7 protein-coding genes are annotated in these 7,933 nt (G+C 65.6%); 4 read left to right on the top strand and 3 right to left on the bottom strand.

Annotated elements, in window-relative coordinates; translation table 11 throughout:
- Positions 1–133 precede the first annotated feature (133 nt).
- Positions 134–499, top strand: a complete 366-nt coding sequence (locus tag NF4_RS27275; protein WP_063130257.1) for an HPF/RaiA family ribosome-associated protein — start codon at positions 134–136, stop codon at positions 497–499.
- A gap of 1,502 nt (positions 500–2,001) precedes the next feature.
- Here NF4_RS27275 and NF4_RS38125 read toward each other — a convergent pair.
- Entirely contained in the window at positions 2,002–2,208 is a 207-nt protein-coding gene (locus NF4_RS38125; RefSeq protein ID WP_157120635.1) for a hypothetical protein, read from the bottom strand.
- A gap of 125 nt (positions 2,209–2,333) precedes the next feature.
- Positions 2,334–3,059 carry a dienelactone hydrolase family protein gene (locus tag NF4_RS27265; protein WP_063130255.1) on the bottom strand — a complete coding sequence of 242 codons (726 nt, stop codon included), beginning with the start codon at positions 3,057–3,059 and terminating at the stop codon, positions 2,334–2,336.
- A 202-nt stretch (positions 3,060–3,261) separates the two neighbouring features.
- Here NF4_RS27265 and NF4_RS27260 point away from each other — a divergent pair, with 202 nt between their 5' ends.
- The 3 genes from NF4_RS27260 to NF4_RS27250 all read left to right on the top strand — a co-directional run bounded on the left by NF4_RS27260 (position 3,262) and on the right by NF4_RS27250 (position 7,421).
- Complete coding sequence (locus tag NF4_RS27260; RefSeq protein ID WP_063130254.1) at positions 3,262–4,392, top strand: 2-oxoacid:acceptor oxidoreductase family protein; 1,131 nt, start codon at positions 3,262–3,264, stop codon at positions 4,390–4,392.
- Between the two features lie 222 nt (positions 4,393–4,614).
- Positions 4,615–6,642 carry a hypothetical protein gene (locus NF4_RS27255; protein WP_063130253.1) on the top strand — a complete coding sequence of 676 codons (2,028 nt, stop codon included), beginning with the start codon at positions 4,615–4,617 and terminating at the stop codon, positions 6,640–6,642.
- On the top strand, positions 6,639–7,421 hold the full coding sequence (locus NF4_RS27250) for an ESX secretion-associated protein EspG (protein WP_063130252.1): 783 nt from the start codon (positions 6,639–6,641) through the stop codon (positions 7,419–7,421). Before NF4_RS27255 ends, NF4_RS27250 begins: the two co-directional genes overlap by 4 nt.
- A gap of 14 nt (positions 7,422–7,435) precedes the next feature.
- On the opposite strand, the gene NF4_RS27245 is transcribed toward NF4_RS27250, so the two are convergent.
- Positions 7,436–7,930 (bottom strand): hypothetical protein, encoded by a 495-nt coding sequence (locus NF4_RS27245; RefSeq protein ID WP_063814730.1) that lies wholly within the window; start codon positions 7,928–7,930, stop codon positions 7,436–7,438.
- Positions 7,931–7,933: the final 3 nt, after the last annotated feature.

Genomic DNA, 7,933 nt, shown 5'->3' with positions numbered 1-7,933 from the left:
TTTACGGGCTCCCGGGCGGCTGTGTGATCATCGGGGGCTACGGTGAGTATCGGGGATATCGGCGGAGTCGACACTGAGCACCATCCGCTTCTGCCCGGGGGGTACAGTAGCCACCTACCGGAATGGATCGCACATGCAAATTCAGATCAACACCGATAGCAACATCGACAGCGGTGACAAGCTGATCCGGCACGTCGAGGAGGAGATCGCTTCGACGCTCGAGCGCTTCAGCGACCAGATTGTCAGCGTCGAAGCCCACCTCAGTGATCAGCACGCGGGCAAAGGTGGACCGGGCGACAAGCGATGCGTGTTGCAGGCTCGTCCCACCGGTCAGCAGCCGGTCGCGGTGACCCACAACGCCGCGACGATCGACGACGCCTGCCGGGGTGCGGCCGAGAGCATGGCACATCTGCTCGCCAGCCGGTTCGGCCGGCTGCACGAGACGAAGGGTGGCGACTCCATCCGGCACCCGCACAAGGACCACCAGCACCCGAACTGAGTCAGCAGCATCGGGTGTTCGGCACGGTAGCGACCATCGCGACCTGCCGCGTACTGGGTTCGTACGCTTACCGGTATGCAGCCGACCGATTTCGACGGACCCACTCAGCAACTTCATCGGTGGATCGAAGCTTGGAGATCGGTTCGGAATGAGCTTGCGGAGGCAGATCACCGAGCAGGCAGGTGGCCCATTCCGAACCGACCTTTCAAAGCTGTCGAAGAATGGCCCCGTACAAAAAAGGCTGCGAGGGGACGTAGCACTGACCGGCTGCTCCGTACCAGTTCGGACCGGTAACGGGCACGATCTCCAGCTTGTAGGAGAGGGACGGCGGGCAGACCCGAAAGACCTCAGAAACGTATGACCCGTACTCCTGCCTAACAGTAACCCCGTTCGTCTTGGTGGTCTTCAGCGTGACCGAACTCGGGATGCCCCTGTCCCGGTGACTGTAGTGGACCTTATTACCATCCACCGCCTGAGCGGGAGCCGCAGCCATGAGGCCGGTTAAGGCAAGGGAGGCAATCAGACAGATGGAAGTCAGAATCTTCTTCAAAGGAATCCTCTCGTCAGCCCGCCGAAGTGTTCCGACAGACTTTCTTTGGCGTGAACACACCAACCGGGTAAGCGTCGAATATCAAGTGTCCGCGTGACTCACCGAGAAGGTCCGCGTAGATCGGTTCGTTGCCTAATTGCGGCAGCAGCGGGTACGACCGATATCGATACCGCGCAACAGAAATATTCGACCGTCTTGCCTTCGCACCTACTCCATCGTCTGCACTGATACCTGGCAACATGTGGAGCCCGGTGCGGAAAACCCTACTGAAACGGTGTGTGGCGAACAATTCGTCCATCCCATCTGCGGGAAAGATTGTTCGCACTGCACATTCATCGAAGTTTTCTTGTACACGCCGCACAAGTATGCGCCGGCAGAGACCACACTCTCGCGGTGCCGAGGCACGGAGCGGGCGACCGGTCGAGCGGCGTGAGGGTGTGCCTCATCGCCCCTGGCGACACAACATGCCCGAACGGTCGGGGCTGTCTGCTCGTTCAGGCACAGTCTGTGACGCTCCGGTTGGCCGGGATCGACCGGTGCGGGTCAGGAATTGCCCGGGCGGACGGCGGTCGTGGCGAGGGTGTCAGGTCGTCGTCGCCACCCGACGCCGACGCATGCCCATGACGTGATCCCGCTCGATCTCGAAACCCACTGTGAACCAACACAGTACCCAGCGCACACGGCCCCTACGTATACACGCGCGGTGTGCGGACTCTCGCCGCATCGGTAGGTGAATTGGCGTGGTGGCAGTATGGCGCGGCCAAGGAGACCCCCGAGGACGCCTACCGGAAGCGCATGACCGGGGAGAGGTCCATCCGGTGGCGCGAACTGCGTCGCGGACATGGTCGGGTACGCCGGTCGGAGCCGAATTGCTTATCATATCTGCCTCGGCGGATACTCCGGCGATCCGGGGTGTGCGCGCTGACCTCGGACCGGCTCGCAAGACTCCGGCTCAGTAGGGGCCGATGGCGAAGAAGACCGCATTCGGTCTGCGGAATCCGAACGGCAGTTCGTCATCCAAGCAGTCCCGCTCGACACCCCCATCGAGGTGTCCGTCGCCCTCACCCACGATCACACGCCATGTCAGTGGCTGCAGTTTTGCGATCACCCGGCAGGGAAGGCTTCCGGGCACCCGGGTCCGGTGGCATTCGTAACGCACCGTCGTCAGATTACCGACATTCGTAGGTTTTCTGACCACTGATGAGCGGGTCGAATCGGACTTCAGCGCGCCGGTGGCCCTCGACCGGCCTGGTTCGCGGCCCGGAATCGCGGTTGCCGACCAGGTCACTCCGTTACGGGCAGGCACTCGGCAAGCAGGTCGCCGACGTCGCGCCAGGCTCGCTGCGCGTGCCGTGGGTGGTAGCCGACGCCGGGGACCGCGGGATGGTCGACCGGCGGGTGGTGGAAGGCGTGCAAGGCGCCGCCGTAGACCACGAGGCGCCAGTCGACGCCCGCGGCCTGCATCTCGGCGGTGAACGCGTCCCGTTGGGCGGGCGGCATGATCGGGTCTTCCGACCCCACCCCCGCCCACACCGGGCAGCGAATGTGCGCCGCCTCGCCCGGTCGGCCCGTGGTCAGTGCGTTGACTGTCCCGATCGCGCGCAGGTCGACGCCGTCGCGCCCGAGTTCCAGAACGATTGCGCCCCCGGTGCCGTAGCCGACGGCGGCAATCCGGTCGGGGTCGGTCCGCGGTTCGGCGCGCAACACGTCGAGCGCCGCGTGGCCGATGCCCCGCATCCGGTCGGGGTCGGCAAGCAGCGGCATGCAACGGGCCAGCATCTCCTCGGGGTCGCCCAAATAGCGTCCGCCGTGGACGTCGAAGGCCAGCGCTACGTACCCCAGCTCGGCGAGAGAATCGGCCCGGCGGCGCTCGACGTCGCTGAGCCCCATGCCTTCTGGTCCGACCAGCACCGCGGGCCGGCGGTCGACACCGGCCGGGAGCGCGAGGTGCCCGATCATCGTTAGGCCGTCGGCCGGGTACTCGACCGTGCGCGTTGTAACCGTCGTCATGAGACTGGACTGTAGTGATCGTCGAGCCCGGCCGGGCCGGTGTTCACTGCTGGCAGAGCTACCGGGACCCCTACAGGACATCTTCCCTGGTCAAGCCGTTGTCGTTGTTTTCCCCGCGATTACTACCGGAACCCGAACTCGGGCCTTCATCAACGAACGGTTGTGCGAGGGCTGCGGGGATTGTGGACAGAAGTCGAATTGCATGTCTGTCCGGCCCGTCGAGACCGCGTTCGGGCGAAAAACTCGTATCGATCAAGCGTCCTGCAACAAGGACTACTCCTGCCTCGACGGCGACTGCCCGTCGTTCGTCGCTGTCGAACCCGGCACATCCGCGCGAAGGAAAGCTGCCGAGCCGGGTCTGCCGGAACTGCCGGAACCGGCGCCGAAGGTGAGCCCCGAGGCATTCAACGTACGGATCACCGGTGTCGGTGGAACCGGAGTGGTCACCGCGGCGCAGATTCTCGCCACCGCCGGCGCGCTCGCGGGCCTGCATGTCCGCGGTCTCGATCAGCTGGGGTTGGCGCAAAAGGGTGGCGCGGTCGTCTCCGATCTGAAATTCTCGGCCGGTCCGATCACCGGCACCAACAAGCTCGCCGACGGTGAATGCGATCTGTACCTCGGCTGCGATCTGCTGGTCGCGGCCGACGAAAAGAATTCGACAGCCGCGTCGAGCCGGCGAACGATCGCGGTGATCTCGACAGCCCAGGTGCCCACGGGCTCGATGATCCTCGACCCGGGCACCGGCTTTCCCTCGGTGGCATCGATCCGGAAATCGCTCGACGCAGTCAGCCGCGCAGACGATTCGGTCTACGCCGACGCCCGCGAGATCGCACGCCGCGAATTCGGGTCCGATCAGCTGGCCGATATGGTGCTCGTAGGGATTGCGGTGCAGGCCGGTGCCCTGCCGATCCCGCTGACATCGATCGAGAAAGCGATCGAACTCAACGGAGTCGCGGTTGCCGCGAACCGCAGGGCGATCGCAGTCGGGCGCAGGCATGTGCTCGAACCATACGCCGATACAACCGCGAAACCGCGGGCGAAGAAGTCCGGGAAAACCGGCGACTCGGCCGAGTTGCACCGGGCTCTCACGCAAATCGACGGCATCAGCGAGGCACTGCGGGATCGTGTGGGCTTCCTGGCGGCGGACCTCGTGGATTACCAGAATGTCACGTACGCTCTGTCTTTCCTCAGCTTCGTCGAGCGGGCGCTGATCGAGGAATTCGCCCAGCTCACCGCGGAAATAGTCCCCCTCGCCACACCACTGACCGCCGATCGAGTCGAGGCCATTCTGGCCATGCCTCAGGAAATACGGGATACGAACACATCAAGCTGAACAACGTCGCCGAATACCACCGGAAGGTCGACGAAGCGCGCGACCTCATCGTGCCTGTGTCCGTATGACCACCGAGCACCCGAGACCGGCCGGATCATCTCCAGCGAGGGGAAGTCGGACATCGGGTCGCGTGCCTCTGACGTGCCAGGATGGACGGGCGATAGGAGTAGAGGAACGCAGCCGGTCGCCACCGCGACCGCCGCGCCGACGAGCGGAGCCGAGATGCGGACACCCGACGACAGCAGCGTCCCGGATCTGACGATCGGTCCGCTCATCCGGGCGACTCACCAGGATCCCTGGAAGAACGTCGGCGCGCAGGCATCGAAGGGCCGCCTGGTTTTCCATCCGGCCGCCGCGCAATCCGCCGCCCGGGAATGCGCCGATGTCATGGGCACGGTGGGCGCGCTCCGGCAGAAGATCTCGAGTATGGGCCGGCTGAGCGAACTCAGCCACCTCGCGTCGGGCTGGTATCTGGCGAACCAGATCAACGGCACGACCAACACCGTCGTCAGCGTCATGGACAGTTTCCGGACAGTTCTCGGCGAAATGCTCGATACCTTCAAACAGGCCGGCCGCAACTACCTCGATTCCGACGACCTGGCAGCAGCCGAATTCCCCGGCCCGGCCCGGCAGGCCATGCGTGCTGCGCTCGACGATATCCGGCCACCGGCCGCACCCGGAAAATTCTTCCGGCAACCGCCGAACGAGGGCCGCGAACCGGCCACCTTCAGCAAAGGGTCGAATACCGAGATCACCACCGTGGGGGCCCGTGATCTCACCGGCCCGGGCGACGCCGGGCAGAAGTCCGGAACACCCATCGAGGCAAGCGAATTGGTCCGGCCCGCGAACGTGAACGACAGCATGCTCTACTTCGACGAATCCAACCAAGGAAAGCCGGAGTCACTCCGGCAGGAGACGCTGGAAGGTGGTGGCGGCACGGAGAATCCGTATGTTCAGCTGTGGCGCGACCTCTACGAGCTGGGCGTCTCCACCCAAAAGGCAGTCAAGCCCGTATACCACCAGGCCGAGATGTGGAAATGGGTGGCCGGTGAACTGGGCAAAGCCGTCGAAGGGCTGGCCGATCGGCTGACGAGAATGCCGGAGAGCCTGTGGGACGGTGCGGGCGCGGCAGCGGCCAAAGCGGCAGTGCAGGATTATCACTCACGGGCCCGGGATTTCACCGTCCGGATGGAATCGTTCGGCGGGAATCTCGATTACACCTCCCGCTGGCTGAAGAACACTGCCAAGGGAATGCCCAGTACCCCGGATCCACCGGAGCGTTATTACGATCCAGGGCAGTCTTATGCTCATTACAATCCCTATGACGGCTCGGGCGGGTTGTCAGGCGGGGCATCTTCGACACGTGCGGCGACCGAGGCGGAGACTGCCCGGCAACTCGCCATCCACCGCCAGAACATGGAGAACAACTATGTGGTAGGCGTGCAGAACAGCTCGGAATACCTCCCGGCATTCGGGGAACTGCCCACCACCGCACGCGCTCCGGGTGACACCCCACCACACGCGACAGTCCCCGGTGGATCGACCACCGTCCCGAGCAACCCGGGGACCACCGTCCCGGCCGGCTCGGGGACCATAGTTCCGGCCGGCAGCGCACCGTCCGCGCCGGGAGGTCCGGTATCGGGCGGTGCGCTGGACGTGCCCGCCGGGTCCGCACCCGGTCCAGGTGCACGAGGCGGTTATCCTCCGGTCGAATCCGCTGCCGCCCAGACACCCACCGGTGCCGCGCCCCGTACCCCCGGCACAGCCGCCGCGTCCACGGACCGCGCCGGGCAGTTGTCCGACCTCGCGAAACAGGGACTGCAGAACGCCGGATCAGCCGCGGACGAGGCACTGAAGCAGGCCTCGCAGCCGGGAAGTATCCCGAGGATGCCCGCCACCCCCGGGATGCCGCAGGCGAATGGGCTGCGGTCCGGTGGTCTGCCCTCGGGCGGCGGGGTTTCCGGTGGCACCGGAGCCGGCGGTTCCAGTCCGGCCGCGCCTCCGCTGCGGAGCAGCCCCGCGCTGTTCCCCCGCGCCAGTCTGGAGGGCATGTCGGCCGGCGCGCGGGCGGTCGGCGCGCTGGGGTCGAGCACACCGATGAACGGCGCACCGGGCACTCCCGGCCCGGGTGCCGGAAACCAGGGGCAGCAGGACAAGGAACACGACCGGGCCAAATACCTCAGGTCCAAGAAGCACCTCGACCAGGCATTGGGGGAGGCTCTCACCTTCACCAGATCCGTAGTGGAATGACCCACACCTGGAAACTCTCCGACCTCGAATTCCTGGTCGCTTGGGAGCGAAGTCAGGCCGATCTGCTGCCCGACCCGTTCGTATTCACCAGTCGGACCCCGCTGTACGAGGATTTCCAGGCCGAGAAACAGGCTGTAGGGGAACAACTGCGGACCGGTCTGGACCCCGCCGTTGAGCAGGTACTGGAGATCATTGCCAGGCCCGATATCCGGATCGTGGCGCACGGCTGGACCGGGGAACCCGGCGATGCCGCGGGCCGGATCCGGCTGCTGGGCGTGCGGCGCGGCAACGCCGGGTACCTCATCAAACAGTTTCCCGGCGAAACCGTGTGGCACGGTGGTGGATACGTGATCAGTGAGGTCGACCCGCTCGCACTGTCGGAGCTGGTCGCCACCGAACTACCGGATACCGGGGCGGGCACCCGGGAGCCGACGATACTGCGCTCACCGGCCGCCGACACCACCATGGACTACGCATACCGCCGATCCGCGGTCATCGGCACCTTCGAGGACTCCGAGGAAGAGCGGGCCGAACAGTTCTCGAGCATCCCGGTGACCGGGGAGGGCAAGATCACCGTGATCCAGGGTTTTTCCCGCTTCGGGCCACGAGGGATCTGCCGGCACGGTCTGTACTGGCGCGATCTGCGCGAGGACGGTCGCTATCTGATCCCGATGAGCGATCCACTGGTCGCCACACCGGCCGACCGCGCCCGGCTGGCAGCCGCGATCTCCGACGCGACGGCCGAGGTGGTGGCCGCGATCCGTGACGAACGTCAGTGATCGGGCCATGGGGCTCACTGTCTACCGACGAAGGTCTGGTCCAGTATTTCCCCCGACAATTCGGTCACCAGCGCGGCCAGCGCTTCGCCGTGGGGGCCGGGCCCGAAAGCCGGCCCCGGGGCGAGCCGAGCCGCGAGTTCCTGCAACAGGCCGCCGACGATCATGCCACGCAACTCGGTGAGCACGACATTGCCGGAGTTCCCGTCGGCGCCCACGACGGTCCGGTCGGCGGCCAGTTGCCGGCGCAACTCGTCGGCTTCGTCATCCAGAGACACCGGAAACTTCTGTGTTCCTCGGTAGTTGAATCTGCTAACCAGATGCCGAGCGGGGTCCACCACCGGGAGATCACTATCGGCGGCCGGGCCGGTATCCTGTTCGACGACCTGCCGGAGCTGGGCCAGCGCACGCGCGACCGGTGGTGGATAATCGCCGGTATCGCCCACCGCGGCCAGCGCGACTACGGCCGCGTCCCGCACTCGCCGATATCGCAGTTCCGAATCGTCGGTCACACC

The sequence above is a fragment of the Nocardia fusca NBRC 14340 genome, assembly GCF_001618425.1.
Lineage (GTDB): Bacteria > Actinomycetota > Actinomycetes > Mycobacteriales > Mycobacteriaceae > Nocardia > Nocardia fusca.
The sequence above is the reverse complement of the archived record's forward strand: the minus strand, read 5'-3'. Positions and strand labels throughout refer to the sequence as shown.

Excerpts from the sequence above, each read along its gene's own strand:
- NF4_RS27255 (WP_063130253.1), top strand. The coding sequence starts at position 4,615 with ATGCGGACACCCGACGACAGCAGCGTCCCGGATCTGACGATCGGTCCG.
- NF4_RS27265 (WP_063130255.1), bottom strand. The coding sequence starts at position 3,059 with ATGACGACGGTTACAACGCGCACGGTCGAGTACCCGGCCGACGGCCTA.
- NF4_RS27275 (WP_063130257.1), top strand. The coding sequence starts at position 134 with ATGCAAATTCAGATCAACACCGATAGCAACATCGACAGCGGTGACAAG.
- NF4_RS27250 (WP_063130252.1), top strand. The coding sequence starts at position 6,639 with ATGACCCACACCTGGAAACTCTCCGACCTCGAATTCCTGGTCGCTTGG.
- NF4_RS27260 (WP_063130254.1), top strand. The coding sequence starts at position 3,262 with ATGTCTGTCCGGCCCGTCGAGACCGCGTTCGGGCGAAAAACTCGTATC.